The organism is Achromobacter sp. E1 (assembly GCF_037039475.1).
GTDB lineage: Bacteria > Pseudomonadota > Gammaproteobacteria > Burkholderiales > Burkholderiaceae_B > Achromobacter > Achromobacter mucicolens.
This window is the reverse complement of sequence record NZ_CP146253.1, coordinates 3,902,579-3,923,300: the sequence shown is the minus strand read 5'-3', so window position 1 is coordinate 3,923,300 and position 20,722 is coordinate 3,902,579. Positions and strand designations below refer to the sequence as shown.

Annotated in this window: 15 protein-coding genes; 10 read left to right on the top strand and 5 right to left on the bottom strand. The window is 66.5% G+C overall.

Translation table 11 applies throughout. The features are described 5' to 3' along the window. Positions 1–114: 114 nt before the first annotated feature. On the bottom strand, positions 115–1,377 hold the full coding sequence (locus V6V88_RS18200) for a 4-aminobutyrate--2-oxoglutarate transaminase (protein WP_056323744.1): 1,263 nt from the start codon (positions 1,375–1,377) through the stop codon (positions 115–117). A 156-nt stretch (positions 1,378–1,533) separates the two neighbouring features. Between V6V88_RS18200 and V6V88_RS18195 the strand changes: the two genes are divergently transcribed. Then, positions 1,534–2,985: a PLP-dependent aminotransferase family protein gene (locus V6V88_RS18195; RefSeq protein WP_062839250.1), complete on the top strand. Its 1,452-nt coding sequence runs from the start codon at positions 1,534–1,536 to the stop codon at positions 2,983–2,985. Positions 2,986–2,992: 7 nt separating this feature from the next. Here the strand turns inward: V6V88_RS18195 and V6V88_RS18190 are convergent, their stop codons facing one another. Then, complete coding sequence (locus V6V88_RS18190) at positions 2,993–3,907, bottom strand: DUF72 domain-containing protein (RefSeq protein WP_280003781.1); 915 nt, start codon at positions 3,905–3,907, stop codon at positions 2,993–2,995. A 114-nt stretch (positions 3,908–4,021) separates the two neighbouring features. On the opposite strand from V6V88_RS18190, the gene V6V88_RS18185 reads away from it, so the two are divergent. From V6V88_RS18185 to V6V88_RS18155, 7 genes are all read left to right on the top strand, one after another. Continuing rightward, positions 4,022–6,151 carry an ATP-dependent helicase gene (locus V6V88_RS18185; protein WP_081100893.1) on the top strand — a complete coding sequence of 710 codons (2,130 nt, stop codon included), beginning with the start codon at positions 4,022–4,024 and terminating at the stop codon, positions 6,149–6,151. A gap of 84 nt (positions 6,152–6,235) precedes the next feature. Next, complete coding sequence (locus V6V88_RS18180) at positions 6,236–7,246, top strand: magnesium and cobalt transport protein CorA (RefSeq protein WP_223576214.1); 1,011 nt, start codon at positions 6,236–6,238, stop codon at positions 7,244–7,246. 169 nt (positions 7,247–7,415) lie between these two features. After that, positions 7,416–8,090, top strand: a complete 675-nt coding sequence (locus V6V88_RS18175) for a thermonuclease family protein (RefSeq protein WP_280003780.1) — start codon at positions 7,416–7,418, stop codon at positions 8,088–8,090. A 99-nt stretch (positions 8,091–8,189) separates the two neighbouring features. Beyond that, the gene (locus V6V88_RS18170; protein ID WP_280003779.1) at positions 8,190–10,427 is read left to right on the top strand and encodes an ABC transporter substrate-binding protein; all 2,238 of its coding nucleotides are present in this window, start codon (positions 8,190–8,192) and stop codon (positions 10,425–10,427) included. After that, positions 10,424–11,401 (top strand): ABC transporter permease, encoded by a 978-nt coding sequence (locus tag V6V88_RS18165; RefSeq protein ID WP_056323758.1) that lies wholly within the window; start codon positions 10,424–10,426, stop codon positions 11,399–11,401. Before V6V88_RS18170 ends, V6V88_RS18165 begins: the two co-directional genes overlap by 4 nt. A 5-nt stretch (positions 11,402–11,406) precedes the next feature. Further along, positions 11,407–12,918, top strand: a complete 1,512-nt coding sequence (locus V6V88_RS18160; RefSeq protein WP_062839152.1) for an ABC transporter permease — start codon at positions 11,407–11,409, stop codon at positions 12,916–12,918. Beyond that, positions 12,915–14,606, top strand: a complete 1,692-nt coding sequence (locus tag V6V88_RS18155) for a dipeptide ABC transporter ATP-binding protein (RefSeq protein ID WP_280003777.1) — start codon at positions 12,915–12,917, stop codon at positions 14,604–14,606. The genes V6V88_RS18160 and V6V88_RS18155 overlap by 4 nt, the downstream gene beginning before the upstream one ends. A gap of 39 nt (positions 14,607–14,645) precedes the next feature. Here the strand turns inward: V6V88_RS18155 and V6V88_RS18150 are convergent, their stop codons facing one another. From V6V88_RS18150 to V6V88_RS18140, 3 genes are all read right to left on the bottom strand, one after another. Continuing rightward, positions 14,646–15,215 (bottom strand): MarR family winged helix-turn-helix transcriptional regulator, encoded by a 570-nt coding sequence (locus V6V88_RS18150; RefSeq protein ID WP_338615885.1) that lies wholly within the window; start codon positions 15,213–15,215, stop codon positions 14,646–14,648. Between the two features lie 28 nt (positions 15,216–15,243). After that, positions 15,244–16,929: a collagen-like triple helix repeat-containing protein gene (locus V6V88_RS18145; RefSeq protein WP_223576526.1), complete on the bottom strand. Its 1,686-nt coding sequence runs from the start codon at positions 16,927–16,929 to the stop codon at positions 15,244–15,246. 366 nt (positions 16,930–17,295) lie between these two features. Then, the gene (locus V6V88_RS18140; RefSeq protein ID WP_223576209.1) at positions 17,296–19,023 is read right to left on the bottom strand and encodes a ShlB/FhaC/HecB family hemolysin secretion/activation protein; all 1,728 of its coding nucleotides are present in this window, start codon (positions 19,021–19,023) and stop codon (positions 17,296–17,298) included. A 480-nt stretch (positions 19,024–19,503) separates the two neighbouring features. On the opposite strand from V6V88_RS18140, the gene V6V88_RS18135 reads away from it, so the two are divergent. Continuing rightward, positions 19,504–20,334, top strand: a complete 831-nt coding sequence (locus tag V6V88_RS18135) for an MHYT domain-containing protein (RefSeq protein ID WP_223576208.1) — start codon at positions 19,504–19,506, stop codon at positions 20,332–20,334. Between the two features lie 120 nt (positions 20,335–20,454). Next, a complete protein-coding gene (locus V6V88_RS18130) occupies positions 20,455–20,667 on the top strand; it encodes a Flp family type IVb pilin (RefSeq protein ID WP_223576207.1) in 213 nt (70 codons plus the stop codon). Positions 20,668–20,722: the final 55 nt, after the last annotated feature.

The window sequence follows — 20,722 nt, the reverse complement described above, 5'->3', positions numbered from 1 at the left end:
GCCAAGCGACGACGGGCGCGGCAGTGTTCAGGCTTGAGATCCAAGCCGGGAACCTGCTACGCCCGCAATCGTTATGCCCGCCGGCCGAATAACCGGTTAGTCAGGGCTCGCGCCTCAAGCGGCAAGCGCCTCGGACAGGATGTCCAGCGCGCGTGCGAACTGGGCGTCGGGAATGGTCAAGGGATACAGGAAGCGCAGGACGTTTCCGTATACACCGCAGCTTAGCAAAATCAGGCCGGCGTCAAGGGCGCGCTTCTGCACGCGCTTGACCGCTTCGGCGTCGGGCTTGCCCGCCGCGTCGTTCAGTTCCAGCGCGACCATCGAACCCAGGCCGCGCACGTCGGCGATGCCGGGCACCTTGCCGCGCAGGCCTTCCAGGTGGGCGCGCAGCTTGTCGCCCAATTGGGTGGCGCGTTCGCACAGCTTTTCCTCGGCGATGACATCCAGCACGGCGTGCGCGGCGGCCACGGCCAGCGGATTGCCGGCGTAAGTGCCGCCCAGGCCGCCCGCGGCGGGGCCGTCCATGATCTCGGCGCGGCCGACGATGCCGGAAATGGGGAAGCCGCCGCCCAGGCTCTTGGCCATCGTGATGATGTCGGCCTGCACGGTGTGGTGTTCCATCGCGAACAGCTTGCCGGTGCGGCCAAAGCCCGTCTGGACTTCGTCGGCGATCAGCAGGATGCCGTGTTCGTCGCAAACCTTGCGCAGCGCCGTCATCAGTTCGGGCGGCGTGATGTTGAAGCCGCCTTCGCCCTGCACGGGCTCGATGATGATGGCCGCGACGCGCTTCGGATCGATGTCGACCTTGAACAGCAGGTCCAGCGCCTTGAGCGAATCGGCCACGCTGATCGACTGCGTGGCGTTGGGGAACGGCACGTGATAGATGTCGCCGGGCATGGGGCCGAACGACAGCTTGTAGGGGGCGACCTTGCCGGTCAGCGCCATGCCCAGCATCGTGCGGCCATGGAACGAACCGGAGAAGGCGATGACGCCCGAGCGGCCGGTGGCCGAGCGTGCGATCTTCACGGCGTTCTCGACGGCTTCGACGCCGGTCGTGAAGAAGGCGGTCTTCTTCAGGCCATCGATGGGGGCCACGCGGTTGATGCGCTCGGCGAGCGAGATGTAGCCTTCGTACGGCACGATCTGATAGGCCGTGTGCGTGAAGTTGTCCAGCTGCGCGGTGACCGCGGCCTTGACCTTCGGGTGCAGGTGGCCCGTGTTCAGCACGGCGATGCCACCTGCGAAGTCGATGTATTCCTTGCCTTCGGCATCCCACAGCGTGGCGTTTTCCGCGCGCACGGCATAGAAGTCGCACATGACGCCGACGCCGCGCGGCGTGGCCAGGGAACGGCGGGTATTCAGATCCTGATTCTTCATCTCGGTCTCGATGAGAGTGATGGGCGGTAAAGCAGTTATTTAATGCTACGATGGCCCCACTTGTGGGAACCACTTTGATAAATCAGGTAGAACCAATTGCGGTCCATCGTCGGTGACTTGCTGCTGCTGCGCCTAGCCGACGGCGCCAGCGAGCCCATGAACAAGCGGCTCTACCGCGGCATCCGTGAAGCCATCCTGGATGGGTCCATTGCCGCGGACTCGCGCCTGCCCGCCACGCGGGACCTGGCGGCCGAGCTGGGGATTGCCCGCAACACGGTCGTGCATGTCTACAGCCAGCTGCTTGCCGAGGGCTATACCCGCAGCCGGCAGGGCAATGGCACTTTCGTCAATGCGTCGGTGCCGGACTCCTATCTGGCCAGCGGCCGCCGCGCGCGCCAGGCGCACGAGGCGGCTTCGCGTCCCTCGCTGTCGCCGCGCGGCGCGGCCATCGTCGATGGGGTGTCGGCCTCGCCCTACCAGTGGGGGGCGTTCATGCCGGGCGTGCCCGACTTGACCGAGTTTCCGCACAAGAAGTTTGGCCGCATCTTCAGCGCGCTATGGCGCAACCCCGCGCCGGATCTGCTGACCTATTCCTACGGCGGCGGGCTGCCGGCGCTGCGCGAGGCGCTGGCGCAGCATCTGGCGCTGACCCGGTCGATCGACTGCGATCCCGAACAGATCATCATCACCGAAGGCTCGCACCAGGCCATCGACCTGGCCACGCGCATCCTGGGCGAGGCGGGCGAAACGGCGTGGGTCGAGGACCCCGGCTACTGGGGCGCGCGCACCATTCTGCAGGCCAACGGACTGCGCACGGTGCACCTGCCCGTGGACGAAGAAGGCATGCGGCTGCCAGACACCGTGGGCACGCCGCCGCGGTTCATCTTCGTCACGCCTTCGCACCAGTATCCGCTGGGGCCGGTCATGTCGCTGGCCCGCAGGCGGCAACTGCTGGCGGTGGCGCGGCAATGCGGCAGCTGGATCATCGAGGACGACTACGACAGCGAATTCCGCTTCTCGGGCAGGCCGATCGCGTCGCTGCTGGGCCTGGAGTCCGATGCGCCGGTGATCTACATGGGCACGTTCAGCAAGACGCTGTACCCCGGCCTGCGCGTGGGCTATCTGGTGCTGCCCAAGCCGCTGACCGCGGCATTTCAGGCCGCGCACGCCGAGCTGTACCGCGAGGGTCACCTGATGACGCACGCGGCGCTGGCGACGTTCATTTCCGAAGGCCATTACGCGGCGCACATCCGCCGCATGCGCATGCTGTACGGCCGCCGCCGCGCCATGCTCGTCAACCTGATCGAGCGGCGGCTGGGCCCGGACTGGCTGCATCGCGACGCCAGCATGGCCGGCCTGCATCTGGTGCTGACCCTGCCGCCCGACATGGACGACCTGCGCGTGGTCGAGGTGGCCCGCAGCAAGGGCGTGCTGACGCGGGCGCTATCGCGCTACTACGTCAACGACGAAGGACGCCGGCCGGGGCTGTTGCTGGGCTACGCCTGCGTGCCGGAGCACGACATCGCGCGCAAGTTCGAGGTGCTGCTGGAGAGCCTGGCTGAAGTGGCACGGCCCGTGGCGCGGCCTGCCGCCAAGGCGGGCACCTGATACCCGTTCACACGCCCGGCAGCGTCAGCGCCGAGGCAAAGGCGGCGGCGTTGTTCATGCCCTGGTCTTCGAAGTTGGTGTTGAACACCGCGTGGGCCTGTCCCGATTGCGAGGCCAGCCGGGTGAAGCGGGCGACCAGTTCGGCCAGTTCCGCTTCCGAGTACTCGTACTGGAACCTTCCCGACGACGCGGCCCCCGAGGCGTTCCAGGTGGCCGCGTTGCGCCCGTGCAGACGCAGCAGCGTCAGGTCCGGATGGGTGCTTTCCCAGACCGCGGGCACCGTGTTATCGAAGCCTTGCGGGGCGTCCACGACGGTGTGCACCACGCCCAGATCGCGCTCGAAGGCCAACGTGCTTGCCGTTGCATCGGCGGTCTCGAACCAGCTGCGGTGGCGGAATTCCACGGACACCAGGTGTTCCTCCATGCGCCGCGCGCAGTCCGCCACGCGCGCCATGCCCCGGGCGTCCCGCCGTATCCAGGGCGGAAACTGGAAATGCACCGCGCCCAGCTTGCCCGGCATCCGCAAGGGCTCGATGGCAAGCTGGTAGCGCCGCCAGAGTTCGTCGCGCAGGTCGGCGGGCATTCGGTCGTGGTAGATGACCGGATCCGGCCAATCGGCCAATTCGCGCTGGATGTCGCCGGGCAGGGCAGAGAGCGGCGTCTGGTGGCCGGTAAACAGCCGGAAGGCCTTGATGTTGAAGACGAAATCGTCCGGCGTACGCGTGGTCCACCGGTGCGCGTTGTCGGGGGTGGGCATCGCGTAGAAGCTGGAGTCGACCTCGGCCAGCGAAAAGCGCGACGCGTAAAAGCGCAGCCGGGATTCGGCGCTGCGGGCGTCGGGCGGATAAAAGCGGCCGCAGGCCAGCAGGGTGGGGTCGGTCCAGGAGGCGGTGCCGGTCAGGATGCGGGGAAAATCGGGCATGGCGCCGGGGTGGTTCAGACGGATTCGCAAAAATTCTGTATAAATATACAGTGTTCATCCGGAGCCAGCCTTGGCTCCTTCCTTTTTGCGGCCGCAGCGCTGCGGCTGGGCGACATGCCAGACCAAGATCCTCTTTCGCATACTCCCGACAACGACAACGCCGCCGCGCGAGCGGCCGAGCGGCCCGATCCGTTGGCCGACCTGAATCCCGCCCAGCGCGAAGCGGCCGAATTCGGCGTGGCAGGCGCGCCCGGCAACGATGGCCCGCTGCTGGTCATCGCGGGGGCGGGGTCGGGCAAGACCAACACGCTTGCGCATCGCGTGGCCCACCTGATCCTGAACGGGGCGGACCCGCAGCGCATGCTGCTGCTGACGTTTTCGCGTCGCGCGGCGCTGGAAATGGAGCGGCGCGTGGGATCGGTGCTGCAGCGGGTGATGAACTTGCGCTCGTCGCAGCAGGCGCCGTCGCTGCCGTGGGCGGGCACCTTCCATGCGATCGGCGCGCGGCTCTTGCGCGACTGCGCCCAGCGCATCGGTCTGTCCGAGGCCTTCACCATCCACGACCGCGGCGATGCCGAGGACCTGATGGGCATGGTGCGCCATGAACTTGGCCTGTCCTCCACCAAATCGCGCTTTCCGCTCAAAGGGACATGCCTGGCGATCTATTCGCGCGTGGTCAACAGCCAGACGCCCGTGGGCGACGTGCTCAAGACCTCGTTTCCGTGGTGCGCCCAATGGGAGGACGAGCTCAAGAACCTGTTCCGCGCCTACGTCGCGGCCAAGCAGGACCAGCAGGTGCTGGACTACGACGATCTGCTGCTGTACTGGTCCGAGATGATGTCGGACGAGGAAATCGCGGCCGACGTGGGCGCGCGCTTCGACCACGTGCTGGTTGACGAATACCAGGACACGAACCGGCTGCAATCGGCCATTCTTCTGGCCATGAAGCCGGACGGCCGGGGCTTGACGGTCGTTGGAGACGACGCACAGTCCATCTATTCGTTCCGCGCGGCCACGGTGCGCAACATCCTGGACTTTCCCAATCTCTTTCCCGCGCCGGCGCGCGTCATCACGCTGGACCGCAACTACCGGTCCTCGCAACCCATCCTGAATGCCTCGAACGCGGTGATCGCGCAGGCCACCGAACGCTACGCCAAGGACCTCTGGACCGATCGCAAGTCCTCGCAGATGCCCGAGCTGGTGACGGTCAGCGACGAAGCCGGCCAGGCGCGCTGGGTGGCCGACCAGGTGCTTGCGCAGCGCGAGGGCGGCGCGACGCTCAAGTCGCAGGCGGCGCTGTTTCGCACGGCCAGCCACAGCGCCGCGCTGGAACTGGAGCTGACCCGTCGCAACATCCCGTTCGTCAAATTTGGCGGGCTGCGCTTTCTGGAAGCGGCACACGTGAAGGATCTGCTGTCGATCCTGCGCTGGGCCGAGAATCCGCGCGGACGCATGGCGGGTTTCCGGGTTGCGCAGCTGATGCCGGGCATCGGGCCGGCCACGGCGGGCAAGCTGATGGACGCCATGTCCGCCTCGGCCGAGCCGCTGCGCACGCTGCGCGAATTCAAGCCCGGCGCGGCGGCCCAGGAAGAGTGGGGCGCTTTTGCCGACACCTACGCCGCGTTGTGCGACCCCACCCTGAAGTGGCCCGCCGACGTGGACCTGGCGCTGCGCTGGTACAACGGCCAGCTCGAGCGCCTGTATGACGATGCGCGCGTGCGCAAGACCGACCTGGACCAGCTGGTGCGCATCGCGTCGGGCTACCCGTCGCGCGAGCGCTTCCTGACCGAGCTGACGCTGGATCCGCCCGACGCGACCAGTGACGAATCCGGCGCGCCGCTGCGCGACGAGGACTACATGATCCTGTCCACCATCCATTCGGCCAAGGGCCAGGAATGGAAGGCGGTGTATGTGCTGAACGTCGTGGATGGCTGCATTCCGTCGGACATGAGCACGGGCACCGCCGAAGAGATCGAGGAAGAGCGCCGGCTGCTTTACGTGGCCATGACGCGGGCCAAGGAACGGCTTCAGCTCGTCGTGCCGCAGCGTTTTTACGTGCACCAGCAGACGGGCATGGGCGACCGGCACGTTTATGGCTCGCGCACGCGGTTCATCACCAACGCGATGCTGCCGCTCTTTGACCACCTGCCCAAGCTGCCCGACCTGCCGCCCGGACGGGCCGAGCCGCGCGAGCCGCAGGCCCCGCGCATCGACGTGGCCAAGCGGGTGCGCAGCCTTTTCTGAGCCAGCGGCCCGTCAGCGGGCTGGGCTATCATCGGCCGATAACCACACGCTGCGCGGCAGGGATCGATTTGTCCGAGGAAGTCTATGTCTACTGAAGCACAAGCCGCCGACGCGCCCAAGGGCGAGGTCGTGGCATCGATCGCCTACGTGAACGGACGGCGGGACCGCGAGGTCCCCATTGCAGAAGCCGGCCAGTACGTCGCCCAGCGCCAGGGCCAGAGCATGTTGTGGATCGGCCTGCGCAATCCCAGCCCCGAAACGCTTGCCAAGGTGGCGCGCGAACTGGGCGCCTGCGACAAGAACCAGGAAGAGATGCTGGAAACCCACCGGCGTCCCAAGATCATCGACTACGGCAACATGATTCTGATCGTCGCCATCACGGTCGAGGTCGAGGCTGAACGCCCCATCTTCGGCGAGACGCAGTTCCTCATCGGCGACGGCTTTCTGGTCACTGTGCGGCGCGGCGCCACGGCGGCCCACAGTCCGCTGCGCGAGCGCCTGGAGGCCTCGCCCGACCTGCTCAAGCGCGGCAGCGATTATGTGGCGTCCGAACTGCTGGATTGGCTGGTGGACCGTTATGTCTCGGCGGCCGTCAAGATCGAGAGCGTCGTCGAGGGCGCCGAGCAAAAGCTCCTGATCCGCGGCGCCAAGGACTCGGATATCCGCAGGCTGTACCGTCAACGCCGCGACCTGCTGCGCATCCATACGGTGGTCTCGCCGCTGGCCGAGATCTGCCGCCGGCTGGCGCGGGTCGAAATGTCCGCCGTAGACGAGCACGCGCGGCCCTACTTCGGCGAAGTGGCCGACCGTGTGCTGCGGGTGGACGAACTGTTCAATTCACTGCGCGAGTCGCTGGCGTTCGCCTTTGAAGCCAGCCTGATGATCGGGCAGGCGGCGCAGAACGACACCACGCGCAAACTGGCCTCCTGGGCCGCCATCCTGGCCGTGCCTACCGCCATCGCCGGCATCTATGGGATGAACTTCGAATTCATGCCCGAACTGAAGTCTCCGTGGGGGTACCCGATCACGCTGGGCGTCATCGCGTCCATCTGCTCGGTGCTCTACTGGCGGTTCCGCAAGTCCGGCTGGTTGTAAGGGGGGACTGGGTTGGACGCGCTGGGAAGATGGTGTTCATGCCCCGGTGTCTGACACCCGGGGAGACGACCTTGGGTTTGTCGCGGTGTGCCTAGGGTGTCAGACACCTCCCAATGTGGCGAGCTTCTTGTGGCAAACTCGCTTTCGTTTTCCCTCTGGAGTCCTGCCGGTGCGCCGCAAATCTCCCTTTCGTAGCGGCAGCAAGCTGACCGCCCTTGTCGTTGCCCTGGTTCTGGCGGTGGCGGGTGCCATCGTGAATTGGCTTGAACCGCAGGATTCGGCGCCGCAGCGCCCGGGGCCGACGGCAAGCGGCAAGCCCTCGGCGCCGGCCGCAGGCAAACCGTCGGCCGTGGCGCCTGCGGGTGGTGTGCCACCGGGGAGCTTCACCCTGACCGGCACGATCGTGAACGTGGCGGACGGCGATACCGTGACGTTGCGGGCGCCTGACGGCCAGCGGCGTATCCGGATGGACAGCATCGACGCACCGGAGGAAGGCCATGGCACGGACCAGCCCGGCCAGCCCGACGCCGAGGCGTCGCGCAAGCACCTGGCAGATCTGGTGGCCGGCAAGACGCTCACGGCGCAGTGCTACGAGCAGGACCAATATGGCCGCGATGTCTGCGCGCTGATCCTGGCCGACGGCCGCTCGGCCAACCGCGTGCAGGTCGAAGCCGGCTACGCCTGGGCCTACACGGCCCGCAAGGGCGATTACCTGCGCGACAAGGCCATGCCGGACCTGCAGCGCCAGGCCAGGGCGGCTGGCCGCGGGCTGTGGGCGCGTCCGGACCCCGTGCAGCCCTGGAAGTGGCGCTACGACTGCTGGCGCCAGCGCCAGTGCGGCTGAAGGCCGCCCCCCCCATTTCGTCCCTAGGGGGATGCCGGGGTACTTCCCCGGCCCCCCATTTGCTATCCTCTGTCGCTACGAAACGACAGGAAGGTTTCCATGGGTGTACTGAAGCGGCTCTGGGCGTCGGCCATGCTGCTGTCGCTGGCGTTGGCGGGCTGCTCGCAGGAAAGCCCCATCAACAGCCCCTATCCATCCGGCGCCGAAAGCCAGAACACGCTGTATTCCGCTTTCGTCAAACGCTCGCCCAAATACCTGGACCCGGCCAGCTCCTACTCCGGCGACGAGACGCCCTACACCTACAACATCTATGAGCCGCTTTACGGTTATCACTACCTGAAGCGGCCCTACGAGCTGGTGCCGCGCGCGGCGGCGTCGATCGATCCGCCGGTCTACCTGGACAAGGCGGGCAACCCGCTGCCCCAAGACGCACCCGGCGAGCAGATCGCGCAAAGCGTCTACGACATCAAGATCCGTCCCGGCATACGCTTTGCGCCGCACCCGGCCTTTGCCCGCAAGCAGGACGGCAGCTACGCCTACTATCCGCTCGCCCCGGGCGAACTGGACGACAAGTTCTACATTCCCGATTTCCCGCTCACGGGCACCCGTGAGCTCACGGCCCACGACTACGTCTATGCCTTCCGGCGCCTGGCCAGCCCGCGGGTCGTGTCGCCCATCTATTCACTCATGGCCGAGCACGTGCAGGGCCTGAAGGACTACGGCGACCGGCTGCGCCAGCGCGACCAGGATCTGCGGCGCGACCTGCCGGGCGGCAGCGGCACGCTGCCCTGGCTGGATCTGCGCGAGGACGACGGCTTTACGGGCGTCGAGGCGCTGGATGACCACACGCTGCGCATCCGCGTCGACGGCAAGTATCCGCAGTTCAAGTACTGGCTGGCCATGACCTTCACCGCGCCCATACCCTGGGAGGCGGACCGCTTCTACAGCCAGCCCGGCATGGCCGCGCACGACCTGTCGCTGAACACCTGGCCGGTCGGCACCGGCCCGTACATGCTGGTCGAGTCGCTGCAGAACCGCCGGCACGTGCTGGGCCGCAACCCCAATTACCACGGCGAGCCCTATCCCTGCGAAGGCGAGCCGGGCGACAAGGCCGCCGGCCTGCTGGCCGACTGCGGCAAGCCCACGCCCTTCATCGACCGCGCCGAGTTCAGCGTCGAAAAAGAAGCCATTCCGCTGACCGGCAAGTTCATGCAGGGCTATTACGATGTGCCGCAGATCGAGCGCGGCGAATACGGCGTGGCGATGCTGGTGGCGGCCGGCGACAGCCAGGACAAGGCCCGCAAATACCAGGAACACGGCATCAAGCTGCCCACCACGGTCGAGACCGCTAACTGGTACATGGGGTTTAACTGGCTGGATCCGGTGGTGGGCAAGGGCGACACGCCCGAACAACAGGAGCGCAACCGCAAGCTGCGCCAGGCGATCAGCATTGCCTTCGACTGGGAAGAATACGTGGCCGTGTTCGAGAACAGCCAGGCGTCCGTCGCGTATGGCCCGGTGCCGCCCGGCGTGCTGGGCTATCGCGACCCGCCCGAAGGCATCAACCCCGTGGTTTATGACCTGGTCGATGGCAAGCCCGTGCGCAAGTCCATCGACGTGGCCAAGCGGCTGCTGGCCGAGGCCGGCTACCCCGATGGCCGCAACGCGCAGACGGGCGCGCCGCTGGTGCTGTATTTCGACTCGATGAGCGGCGGCGGGTCCAACCCGCAGTTCGACTGGATGCGGCGCCAATTGGCCAAGATCGGCGTGCAGCTCGACGTGCGCGCCACCGACTACAACCGCTTCCAGGACAAGATGCTGCGCGGCGCCGCGCAGATCTTCCTGTGGGGCTGGAACGCCGACTACCCCGACGCCGAAAACTTCCTCTTCCTGCTCTATGGCCCGAACGCCAAGGCCAAGGGCGGCGGCGAAAATGCGGCCAACTACGCCAGCCCGGAATTCGACAAGCTGTTCGAGCAGATGAAATTCCTGGACGACGGCCCCGAAAAGGCCGAACTGATCGCCCAGATGATCGCCATCGTCCAGCGCGACGCGCCGTGGATGTTCGGCTACTTCCCGATGTCGGGCGGGGCCTACCAGCAGTGGGTCGGCAACGCCAAGCCCACGCAGATGGTGCGCAACACGCTGCAGTACATGAAGATCGATCCGGCCTTGCGCCAGCAGAAGATCGACGAATGGAATTCGCCCATCTGGTGGCCCATCGGCGTTTTCATTCTGCTGCTGGCGCTGGCGATCTGGCCTTCGTACGTGGCGCTCAAGCGGCGTGAACGCCAGACGGCATTCGTGCCGCCCGAACGCAAGGAGCATCAATCATGATCGGCTATGTGATCCGCCGGCTGCTGTATGGCGTGCTGATTCTGATCGGCGTCAATCTCTTCACCTTCATCCTGTTCTTCGCCGTGAACACGCCGGACGACATGGCGCGGCTGGCCATCGGCGGGCAGCGCGTGAGCCAGGACGCCGTCGAAAAATGGAAGGCCGAGCGCGGCTACGACAAGCCGCTTTTCTTCAACGCCCAGGCCCAGGGCACGGCGCAGTTGACGGACACGGTGTTCTACCGCCGCTCGGTGCCGCTGCTGGTCATGGACTTTGGCGCCTCGGACGGCGGCCGCGACATCGGCCGCGAGATCAAGACGCGCATGGGGCCCAGCCTGGCGCTGGCGGTGCCCACCTTCTTTCTGGGCCTGTTCGCCAGCATCGTGTTTTCGCTGACGCTGGTGTACTTCCGGGCGACGCGGCTGGATTTCTGGGGCGTCGTGCTGTGCGTGATGCTGCTCTCGATATCCAGCCTGTTCTACATCATTGCGGGCCAATGGCTGTTCGCCAAGCTCTTGCGGCTGGTGCCGTTCTCGGGCTATTCGGGCGGCCTGGACGTGATCAAGTTCCTGGCGCTGCCGGTGCTGGTGGCGATCGTGTCTCGGCTGGGGCCCGAGGCGCGCTTTTACCGGACGCTGTTTCTTGAAGAGATCGGCAAGGATTACGTGCGCACCGCGCGTTCAAAGGGGCTGGCCGAACGCGTGGTGCTGTTCCGCCATGTGCTGCGCAATGCGATGCTGCCCATCCTGACCAGCACCGTCGCCGCGCTACCGCTGCTGTTCATGGGCAGTCTGATCGCCGAGTCGTTCTTCGGCATTCCCGGCTTGGGCAGCTACACCATCGACGCCATCAATGCGCAGGACTTCTCCATCGTGCGCGCCATGGTGTTCCTGGGCGCGGCCCTATACATCGTGGGGCTGATCCTGGCCGACATTTCCTACACGCTGGCCGATCCCCGCGTGCGTTTCGAGTAGCCGCCATGCCCAAGTTCGTCTTTCTCTGGACCGATATCGCGCTGTGGCTGATGGTGGCCGGCGCGCTGGCCTATGTGTGGCACGTGCGCCGCAGTCCCAACCTGCGCGCGACCTGGGCGCGCGTGGCGCGCGATACCCCCGCCATGTGCTCGGCCGTCATCCTGGTCGCGTTTTCGGTGATCGGCCTGCTGGATTCGGTGCATTACCGACCGCTGCTGCCGCCCGCACCGGGCGCCGCCGCCGATGCCCCGCCGGTGTATGCGCCGGCGGTGCGGTCGGCGCTTGACGGCCTCTTGGCGGGCACCGTGCTGACCCGCCCCGAAAAAACCTATTCCGAGCCGCTGGCCGCGCATCAGTTCACCAAAGAGACCATGCTGGTCGACGACAAGCCGGTGCGCGACTTTCCGCGGCTGCGCGGCGCCGCGCTGCACCTGACCGATCCGGAGAAGGAGCGCGCGGGCGACATCGCCATGCGGCTGGGTTGGGGCCTGGCCGCCGGGCTGGCCGTGGCGTTGGCGGGCGCGGTGCTGCTGTTCGCTTGCCTGGCGCGCGCCACCGGGTCGGCGTCCCACGCCGCCGAGGAACTGCTGGCCGGCCGGGCCGACATTCCGTGGCGCGCCATGACGATCACCTTTGCGCTGTTGTGCCTGGCCGTGGGCGCGCTGGCCGGCCTGTCCAGCGGCTACCACGCGCTGGGCACCGACCGCATCGGCAACGACGTGCTGTGGCAGGCGCTGAAAAGCATCCGCACGGCGCTCGTCATCGGCAGCCTCACCACGCTGGCGATGCTGCCGCCCGCCATCGTCTTCGGCATCGCGGCCGGGTATTTCAAGGGCAAGGTCGACGACGCCATTCAATACCTCTACACCACCATCACGTCGATTCCCGGCGTGCTGCTGGTGGCCGCCTGCGCGCTGATGATGCAGGTGTACATCGACAACCATTCCGATCTCTTCGACACGTCCGCGGCGCGCGCCGACCTGCGGCTGTTCCTCTTGTGCATGATTCTTGGGCTGACGGGCTGGGCGGGGCTGTGCCGCCTGCTGCGCGCCGAGACCCTCAAGCTGCGCGAACTGGAATACGTGCAGGCCGCGCGCGCGTTCGGCGTTTCGCACTGGCGCATCATGACGCGCCACCTGCTGCCCAACGTCGCGCATCTGGTCCTGATCACCGTGGTGCTGGAATTCTCGGGGCTCGTTCTGTATGAAGCCGTGCTGTCCTACCTGGGCATCGGCGTGGATCCCAGCATGAACTCCTTCGGCTCGATGATCGACGGCGCGCGGCTGGAAATGTCGCGCGATCCCATGATCTGGTGGAACCTGATGACCGCTTTCATCTTCATGCTGGCGCTGGTGCTGGCCGCCAACCTGTTTGCGGACGCGGTGCGCGACGCCTTCGATCCGCGCACACGCCGCTACAAGCCCAGCCGCCTCGCGCGCCTGGGCTTTATGGGCCGCCGTCCGGAAGCCATGTTGGCGGCCGACGGCCGCGCCTCCAAGACCGGGGAGGCGCCATGAGCGACGGCACCCCTTTGCTGACCGTGCAGGGCCTGGATGTCGACGTCGCGGGCGAAACCGGCATCACCCACGCGGTCAAGCGCCTGGCGCTGGCCATCTCCCAACGCGAGACCTTCGCGCTGGTGGGCGAATCGGGCTGCGGCAAGAGCATGACCGCGCTGGCGCTGTTGCGGCTGCTGCCGGATGCCGGACGCATCGTGGGCGGGCAGATCGAACTGGACGGCGAAGACCTCAACCGCCTGCCCGAGAGCGCCATGCGCGGCGTGCGCGGCGGGCGCATCGGCATCATCTTCCAGGAACCCTCCACCAGCCTGAATCCGGTCATGCGGGTGGGCGACCAGATCATCGAGACGCTGACCGCGCACACGCCCTTGCGCGGGGCGGCCGCGCGCGCGCGGGCCATCGACTGGCTGCGCCGGGTCGGCATCCCCGAGCCCGAGCGCCGCATCGACGACTATCCCTTCCAGTTTTCCGGCGGCCAGAAGCAGCGCGTCATGATCGCCATCGCGTTGGCGGCCGAGCCGCTGCTGCTGATCGCGGACGAGCCCACCACTGCGCTGGACGTGACAGTGCAGGCGCAGGTGCTGGACCTGCTGGCCACCATCCAGCAGGAAATGGGCATGGCCGTGCTGCTGATCACGCATGACCTGGCCGTGGTCAAGAACGTGGCGCACCACGTCGCCTTGATGCGCGGCGGCGAGATCGTCGAGAGCGCCAGCGCCGAGGAATTCTTCCGCGCGCCGCGTCATCCCTACGCCAAACAGCTCTTCGAAGCCATCCCCACGTTCGACAAGCGCGGCGTGCCGCTGACCGAACACGGTCGCGCCGCGGCCGCGCAGGAGCGCGCGCGGGGCGAACCGGCCAAGGCGGGCGGCGTGGTGCTGGACGTGCAGGACCTGAAAGTCCATTACCCGGTGCGCAAGGGGCCGCTGCGCCGCATCGTGTCATGGGTCAAGGCCGTGGACGGCGTGACCTTCACGTTGCGCGCGGGCGAAACCCTGGCCCTGCTGGGCGAGTCCGGCTGCGGCAAGACCACCACCGGCAAGGCGTTGCTGCGGCTGATCGACGGCGCGCGCGTGTCGGGCCGCGCCATGCTGCAAGGCCAGGACCTGCTCACCGCCGACCGGCGCCAGTTGCAGCGCCTGCGCCAGGACATCCAGATCGTGTTCCAGGACCCGTATGCGTCGCTGGACCCGCGCATGCGCATCGGCGAGATCCTGGACGAGGGGCTGGCGTCGCTCAAGCGCGGCATGAGCCGTCCGGACCGCGAGAAGCACGCCGCGCAGCTCATCGAGCGGGTCGGGTTGCCGGCCAACACGCTGACGCGTTATCCGCACGAGTTCTCGGGCGGGCAGCGCCAGCGCATCGCGATCGCCCGCGCGCTGGCCGTTGAACCCAAGGTACTGATCTGCGACGAGCCCACATCGGCGCTGGACGTGTCGGTGCAGGCGCAGATCCTGGACCTGCTGCGCGAACTGCAGGCCGAGCTGGGCATCGCCTATCTGTTCATCACCCACAATTTCGGGGTGGTCGAATACCTGGCGGATCGCATCGCGGTCATGGACAAGGGCCGCATCGTCGAACTGGGACAGGCAGAGGCGGTGTTGCTGGCGCCCCGCCAGGAAGTCACCCGCCGCCTCTTGGCCGCGGTGCCGCGCTTGCACTTCGGGCCGCCCGAAGCGGCCTGATCCGGTTCAAGCGGCGGCGGGGCCGCGCCCCGCCGCCGTTCACCCGGCGTGATGCGTGCAATGGTGGCCCGGATGTTGGGCGCCGCCCATTTCCAGCCACTCAAGCGCATCGCGCTTTACGCCGCGGCCGCAACGCGCCAGGAACGCGTGCACGGTTTCCAGCTCCGCAGTGTCATAGCCGCACGACGTCGTCGCGATGGCATCGGCGATCCACTGCCGCTCCTTCGCGATCATCCGGCATTGCGATTCGACCGGCCGGATCACGATGACCCGGCGGTCCAGCGGATGCCTGCCGCGCTCGACGTAGCCGGCGGCTTCCAGCCGGTTGATCAACGCCGTCGCGCCGCCGGAACTGATGCCCATCAGCCGCGCCAGATGCCCCGTCGGCAACGCATCGAACGCCATGACCAGTTCCAGCGCCTTCAGGTCCGCCAGCGGCATGCCCAGGTTTTCCGCCAGGGCCGACTGGCATGCCGCGTGGCTGGCTGCGAACTGCTGGCTCAGCAACTGGACGATGTCGTCCAGCATGCCGGACCGCCGGCCGCTCATGGGGGAGTCGGCCATGCCGCTCATGGGTTCGTGATGAGAGTAGGTCTGTTGTTGCAGCATGATGGGTTTTCCTGACGTTTGCGGGGAATCACTTCTTTCCGGCCAGGCCGCCGAGCAGTCCGCCCAGCAAGCCGCCGTTGGCGGCGCCGCCCGTGGTGGTGCCCGTCGCGCCGCCCGTCACTCCGACCAGCAGCCCGCCCAGCAACCCGCCGCCATTGGCCGCGCCACCCGCCGAGCCGCCGGATCCTCCCGTACCGGTCGTGGCACCCGCACCCGCACCTGCGCCTGCACCTGCGCCTGCACCTGCACCTGCGCCGACGCTCACGCCGCCCACCAGTCCGCCGAGCAGGCCGCCGCCGTTCGTGCCGGCCGCCGCGCCCGCTCCCGCGCCTGCGCTCGCACCGCCGCCCGCCGTCAATCCGCCCACCACGCCGCCGAGCAATCCGCCGCCGGCCGGTCCGCCTGCCGCGCCGCTCACGGCGCCCGTCACGCCACCCAAGAGGCCCGTCACGGGCGCCAGCAGGCCGCCCGCGCCGTTTCCGCCCGTCACGCCGCCGGTCACGCCGCCCAGACCCAGGCCGCCGGTCAGCGAGGCCACCGCACCCGTTGCGTTGGCCAGCGTCGAGCCGAGCGGATTGGCGTTGCCCGGCGTGGCGTGGACCAGGCCGCCCGCGCTGGCGACCGCGCCGCCCAGGCCTTGCAGCACGCCATTCAGGCCTGGCGTGCCGCCGGGCAGCGAGCCGCCCAGGTTGGTAACCGTACCGCCCAGGCTGGTCAACAGGTTGGCCACGGGCGCACCCAGCTTGGTCGTGTCGCCCACCTGCTGCGTCAGGCCGACGACGTTGCCAGCCAGCGGGCTGGCGGTGGGATCGAGCGCGCCGCCCAGACCAGCCAGCGTCGGCTGCAGGCCCAGCGGCACCACGTTGTCCACGGTCTTGCCGACATTGCCCAGCGCGGGTTCAAGCAGCGGCGTCGTGGGGCCGCTCAGCGCACCGCCAGTCACGCCGGCCAGCACCTGCGTGATCGGCTGCAGCAGGCCGCCGTCGCCGGACAGCGGGCCGGTCAGGGCACCGACGGCGCCCGTGGCATTGCCGAGCACCGTGGTCAGGGGATTGGGGTTGTTGGCATCGGCGTTCAGCAGACCGCCCGTGCTGGCGACCGTCTTGCCCAGGCCGTCAACCAGACCGCCCACGCCGGCGCTCAGCCCTGCCGGCAGTCCCGCGTCCTTGACGCCGCCGCCCAGGTCGCTGACCAGTCCGCCCACCTGCCTGACGACGCCGTCGGCGGGCTCTCCCAAGCCGGTTGTGGCGCCGACCTGCTGGGTCAGGCCAACCACGGTGTCCGCCACCGGCTTGATCGTCGGATCCAGCACCTTGCCCACCTCGCCCAGTGTCGAGTCCAGATTGAGGGGCAGGGTGTTGTCGACGGCCGCGCCGGTGTTGCCAAGCGTCGTTTCCAGCAGGCCGCTCACGCGCGGCGGATTGGTGCCGGGATCGGTGCCGCCGCCGGGGTTGGTGCCGCCTCCGGGGTTGGTGCCACCGCCCGGGTTGGTGCCACCACCGGGGTCGGTGCCACCGCCCGGGTTGGTGCCGCCACCGCCGGGGTTCACGCCGGGATCAAGGCCCCCGCCGCCGCCGGGATTTGTCGGGATGTCGGTGCCTGGAAGACCGGCGGTCTTCTTCCCGCCGCCGCCACCGCCGCCGCAGGCGGTCAAGGCGCTGATCAGCGCGGTGGCCATGACGGTGGCGGTCAGGACGTGTTGCAGGCGGCGCATGTCGGAATGGATCTGCATGACGAACTCCTTTGGCTGGAAGAATCGGGTGGTGAAACAACCCGGTACGTGTCTTCATGCACAATCCATGCCAAGATTTTTCAAACTCGCTGCAAACCGGCATATTCCGCAATTTCAACGGATCCGAAATGCCCTATTTATCAGGGTATCCGCCCGATTTCAGGGGTTTTCCCCAGGCGCCGGAAAACCGTCATTTTGAGATGTTGCCGAGCCCGCGAATGTTACGGAAAGCCGCCCATCGGCCGTAACGTTACGGTCCGCGTTACGTAACGTCCGTGACCGCAGCCCATGAAAAACGCCCGTCTGGACGGGCGTTTTTATACTGGCGATAGCGCGCTTCGGCATTCGCTAGAGCGCGTCCCAGAATACCGAGTAATTGGCGTTGAAACGGACGTTGCGGTCATTGTTGATGGTGGCCGATCCCACCGGCTTGGCGACGTTGAAATCGAATAGATAGTGCTTGTCGTCGGTAACCCGCAGGCCCAGGGCAAGGGACGACAGGTGACGATCATTCAGGGATTGCAGATCCTTGTTGTTGTACCAGGTGCGTGCGAAGTCGACCAAGGCGTAGGGCTGCACGCTGGATAGGTAGGTCCATCCCACGCCGAAGCGGCGATTGATTTCCGCCGATACGCCCACACCCTTGTCGCCGCTTTGCTCGCCCTGCGGATAACCCATGGCAAAGCGCCAGCTTCCAAACGAGATTTGTTCGGAAGCGGGCAGGATATTGCTGGAATACTGCGCCGCGCCCGAGAAAACCAGGCCGAACTGGTTGGGAAGCGCGAAGGTCTGCTTGGCATTGAGGTTGTAGCGGCTGAAATCCAGCTCCAGCATCGGCGTGGCGGAATAACCGTAGTTGGTCGAAATATCCTTTTTGGCCCCCGCGGCATCAAATCCCTTGGCGGCGCCCAGCGTGACGTCCGTGGCCTGGGTTTCTGAAACCTGGATATAGCGCACTTCGGCCATGGCCGCGCGCACCTGCGCATCCTGCTGCAACCAGCGGTCGGTTTCGCGCGCGTCATACCGGTCCTTGGAGTTTGCCGCGTATACGCCCAACGTCCCGGTCAGCGAGCGCCGGTTATTCAACAGAAATGGATAGCTCACGCCCACGCCTATGCGATCGTTCTTTACGCGGCGTTCAAAACCCAGCAGCTCGATCGCATCGTCCTGGGGCCGCGCATCGTAGTGATAGCCATCGATCTTTACCGCGAAACCGTTGGCGCCGACCGGCACGCGGATTTCACCGGAGATGTACTTCACGTCATCGGTATTGAAGGGCACCGCCGCGATCAGTTTCACCTGCTCGCCCAGCGGCGTCAGGCTGTTGGTGGTGACGTTCACCACCGGCTGCATGCCGGTGCCCAGATCCGCCACGTCGCCGCTCAGGCTGACCGGCTGGCGGCTGGCCGTCAGCATCAGATCGGTGGCGCCGTCGGCCCGCCGGGGCAAATCCAGGCTGGGCGTGAACCGCACGCCGGGAACGGTGCGCATCAGATTCAGCTGGCGCTCCAGCGTGGCCTGGCTGAGCGGCCGTTCGGCCAGCAGGGGCGAGGCAAGCGTCTCAAGCCGGGCCTGCGCGTTGCCGATGTCGCCGTCAATACGCACATTGGCGATATAGCCCTCGACCACCGTCACCACGACCAGCCCATTGGCAAACGTCTGGTTCTGCACCAGCGCAAAAGACAGGGGAAAGCCTTTGTCGCGGTAGAGCTGCGTGATCTTGTCCACCTGCGCGACCAGTTCTCCCAGGCTGATTTCCTTGCCCGCCAGCGGGGCCAGCACCGCGGACACCTCCTCGAACGGGATGGCGCGTACGCCGCTCACGTCGAAATTGCGCGGCACGATCCGTTGCGCCAGCCGGGCTTGCAAGGCCAGTTGCTCGGGCGTGGCGGTCTGGACGACGGGCGGGGGTTGCCTTGCCGACGGCGGGCGTTCCACTCGCGGCAGGGCGTCTACCGGATTGCCGCGCAGCGGCCCTTCAGCCCGGGCCGCCGAACCGCCGGCCAGCAGGCAAAACAAGGCCAGAGACAGCGGGCCAATCTGGAACGTCACTCGCGTGCCTGTCTTGTCTGTCATTTCTGCCGGCTCATGTGAAAGACGAGCGATAAGGATCGCGTATCGAGTGGAAAATGGTTACCGCGTCAGCAAAGAATGGTTGCGTTTTACGGGCATTTATATGGTGCCAGTATTCGCGTCAGGATGACAATTCATTTCAAAACCCCTTTGCAAGTGGTCGGGTAATGCGCTGTCGACAAATCATTAAGGTGTCCCCATTAACGTTTTCAATAAAAGATAGGCGAGTTTCGGCAGTTTTCATTAAGATTGCGCCGATTTTTGGGGTATCCGTTACATCTCGCGTGTCGCTAGTTTGCGAAATTCAGTGAAAACCCTGATGCGTATGATTTGGCAATATATAAACTGAATCCCACGTATCAAAAATACGCAAAATGTGTGCACCCGCCGGGAGATTCGCATGGCCGGGATTTACTGCAAGACGCACTGCAAATATCGGCTGGCGGCGCCACGGCGCTGCCGGTTGCCACACGAGGAGCCTTCATGAGCCCGGGCGAAATCGTTCCGCTCTCATTCGATGGCGGGTTGGTGGCGCTGTCGTTTCTGATCGCGGCCCTGGGTTCCTATGTGGCCCTGTTGGCGGCCGCGGGCATTCGCGCCGAGACTCAGGACGGCGAAATCCGCAAGGGCTATGTCGTCATCGGCGCGGTGGCGATGGGCGGAGTGGGTATCTGGGGCATGCACTTCATCGGCATGCTGGCGCAGAACCTGCCCTTTGAGGTCGGCTACCAGATCGGGCTGACGATACTCAGCTTTCTCGTGGCGGCGGGTTTTTCCGGGTGGGCATTCTGGTATGTCGGCCGGGAGCGTTTCTCGTTTGCCCGGTGCCTGATCGGCGGTTGCGCGGCGGGGTTCGGCGTGGCGTCCATGCATTATGTCGGGATGAGTGCCGCGCGCATGCCCGCGGTATTGCTCTGGAATCTGCCGCTGGTGGTTTTTTCGGTGCTGATTGCCGTGGTGGCGGCGACCGCCGCGCTGTGGCTTGCATTTAATACGCAGAATGAACGCCAGCGAATTGGCGCGGCCATCTTGATGGCCGTCGCGGTATGCGGCATGCACTACACGGGCGCGGCGGCTGGCACGGTCATTTGCACCTCGAAGAACGATGCCGCCGGCCGGTATATCGGGGGCGCCATGCTGCCGTATATCGCGTTCGCGCTGTCGATCGTCACCTTGCTGCTCATGCGTTGGCATTTGCAGCGTGCTTCCCAACGTTTTCGCGCGCGCATGGCGCAGCGTATCGACTCGATCATTGAATCGGCGCCTGTCGAGGCGCCGGGCAGGTCCCCCGGCGCTTCGGCTGGGCCGGGTTAGCGGGACCCTGGATGCGCGGCGCGTAGAAGGGTGCGGCGCGCGGATTGTTCCAGGCTTTCAAGGGCGTGCTCTGGTCTTCAGGCGCGGCCCGGTCATCAATCGATGCCCATGGAGCTTGATATGAAAACAATGCTTGCGCAGTTCTGGAATGACGAAGACGGCATTACGGCCCTGGAGTACGGGCTGATCGCGGGGATGGTGGCGGTCGCGCTCATTGTCGCGGTAGGCGCCTTTACCGGTTCCCTGAAAGGCATGTTCGAGGACCTTGGCACCAAGCTGGACAACGCCAAGGCCGGTACGGGCACGACCCCGCCGGCTGGCGGCGCCAGCTGAGCGGCAAGCTGATCTGCGCTGCGGTGGCACGCGCCACCGCGGCGCGTCCGCCATC

What these genes read in the sequence shown, in the direction of transcription:
- V6V88_RS18130 (WP_223576207.1), top strand. Translation starts at nt 20,455, where the DNA reads ATGAAAACAATGCTTGCGCAGTTCTGGAATGACGAAGACGGCATTACG.
- V6V88_RS18160 (WP_062839152.1), top strand. Translation starts at nt 11,407, where the DNA reads ATGCCCAAGTTCGTCTTTCTCTGGACCGATATCGCGCTGTGGCTGATG.
- V6V88_RS18185 (WP_081100893.1), top strand. Translation starts at nt 4,022, where the DNA reads ATGCCAGACCAAGATCCTCTTTCGCATACTCCCGACAACGACAACGCC.
- V6V88_RS18155 (WP_280003777.1), top strand. Translation starts at nt 12,915, where the DNA reads ATGAGCGACGGCACCCCTTTGCTGACCGTGCAGGGCCTGGATGTCGAC.
- V6V88_RS18140 (WP_223576209.1), bottom strand. Translation starts at nt 19,023, where the DNA reads ATGACAGACAAGACAGGCACGCGAGTGACGTTCCAGATTGGCCCGCTG.
- V6V88_RS18165 (WP_056323758.1), top strand. Translation starts at nt 10,424, where the DNA reads ATGATCGGCTATGTGATCCGCCGGCTGCTGTATGGCGTGCTGATTCTG.
- V6V88_RS18145 (WP_223576526.1), bottom strand. Translation starts at nt 16,929, where the DNA reads ATGCGCCGCCTGCAACACGTCCTGACCGCCACCGTCATGGCCACCGCG.
- V6V88_RS18190 (WP_280003781.1), bottom strand. Translation starts at nt 3,907, where the DNA reads ATGCCCGATTTTCCCCGCATCCTGACCGGCACCGCCTCCTGGACCGAC.
- V6V88_RS18170 (WP_280003779.1), top strand. Translation starts at nt 8,190, where the DNA reads ATGGGTGTACTGAAGCGGCTCTGGGCGTCGGCCATGCTGCTGTCGCTG.
- V6V88_RS18150 (WP_338615885.1), bottom strand. Translation starts at nt 15,215, where the DNA reads ATGCTGCAACAACAGACCTACTCTCATCACGAACCCATGAGCGGCATG.
- V6V88_RS18135 (WP_223576208.1), top strand. Translation starts at nt 19,504, where the DNA reads ATGAGCCCGGGCGAAATCGTTCCGCTCTCATTCGATGGCGGGTTGGTG.
- V6V88_RS18200 (WP_056323744.1), bottom strand. Translation starts at nt 1,377, where the DNA reads ATGAAGAATCAGGATCTGAATACCCGCCGTTCCCTGGCCACGCCGCGC.
- V6V88_RS18195 (WP_062839250.1), top strand. Translation starts at nt 1,534, where the DNA reads ATGAACAAGCGGCTCTACCGCGGCATCCGTGAAGCCATCCTGGATGGG.
- V6V88_RS18180 (WP_223576214.1), top strand. Translation starts at nt 6,236, where the DNA reads ATGTCTACTGAAGCACAAGCCGCCGACGCGCCCAAGGGCGAGGTCGTG.